The organism is Burkholderia reimsis, assembly GCF_003294055.1.
GTDB lineage: Bacteria > Pseudomonadota > Gammaproteobacteria > Burkholderiales > Burkholderiaceae > Burkholderia > Burkholderia cepacia.
The window spans coordinates 1-1,058 of sequence record NZ_QMFZ01000117.1; the positions used below are offsets into that span (position 1 = coordinate 1).

The 1,058-nt window shown below is 68.1% G+C and carries 1 protein-coding gene; it reads left to right on the top strand.

Annotated features, from left to right (window positions below; translation table 11 throughout):
- The coding region (locus DPV79_RS41475) for an AMP-binding protein (RefSeq protein ID WP_165843647.1) at positions 1-1,058 on the top strand (1,058 nt) is incomplete at both ends.

The following is a 1,058-nucleotide window of genomic DNA, read 5'->3' on the forward strand; positions in this document are numbered from 1 at the left end:
CACAGCACCGGCGGCTACCTGCTGTGGGCCGCGCAGACGATGAAGTGGACCTTCGACTGGAAGCCCACCGACGTGTTCTGGTGCACGGCCGACATCGGCTGGGTCACCGGCCACACGTACATCACGTACGGCCCGCTCGCCTGCGGCGGCACGCAGGTCGTGTTCGAGGGCGTGCCGACCTGGCCTGACGCCGGCCGCTTCTGGAAGATGATCGGCGACCACAAGGTCAGCGTGTTCTACACCGCGCCGACCGCGATCCGTTCGCTGATCAAGGCCGCCGAGGCCGACGACAAGGTGCATCCGAAGAGCTACGACCTGTCGAGCCTGCGCATCATCGGCACGGTCGGCGAGCCGATCAATCCGGAAGCATGGATGTGGTATCACAAGCACGTCGGCCAGGCGCGCTGCCCGATCGTCGATACGTGGTGGCAGACCGAGACGGGCGGCCACATGATCACGCCGCTGCCGGGCGCGACGCCGACCGTGCCCGGTTCGTGCACGCTGCCGCTGCCGGGCATCATGGCCGCGGTGGTCGACGAAACCGGCCAGGACGTGCCGAACGGGCAAGGCGGCATTCTCGTCGTCAAGCGCCCGTGGCCCGCGATGATCCGCACGATCTGGGGCGACCCGGAACGCTTCAGGAAGAGCTACTACCCGGAAGAACTCGGCGGCACGCTGTATCTCGCCGGCGACGGCACCGTGCGCGACAAGGACACCGGCTACTTCACGATCATGGGCCGGATCGACGACGTGCTGAACGTGTCGGGCCACCGGCTCGGCACGATGGAGATCGAATCGGCGCTGGTCTCGCACGAGCTGGTGGCCGAGGCGGCCGTGGTCGGCCGTCCTGACGACACGACGGGCGAGGCGGTGGTCGCGTTCGTGGTGCTCAAGCGTTCGCGTCCGGAAGGCGAGGAGGCCGCGGCGCTCGCGAAGACGCTGCGCGACTGGGTCGGCAAGCAGATCGGGCCGATCGCGAAGCCGAAGGACATCCGCTTCGGCGACAACCTGCCGAAGACGCGCTCGGGCAAGATCATGCGGCGCCTGCTGCGTTCGCT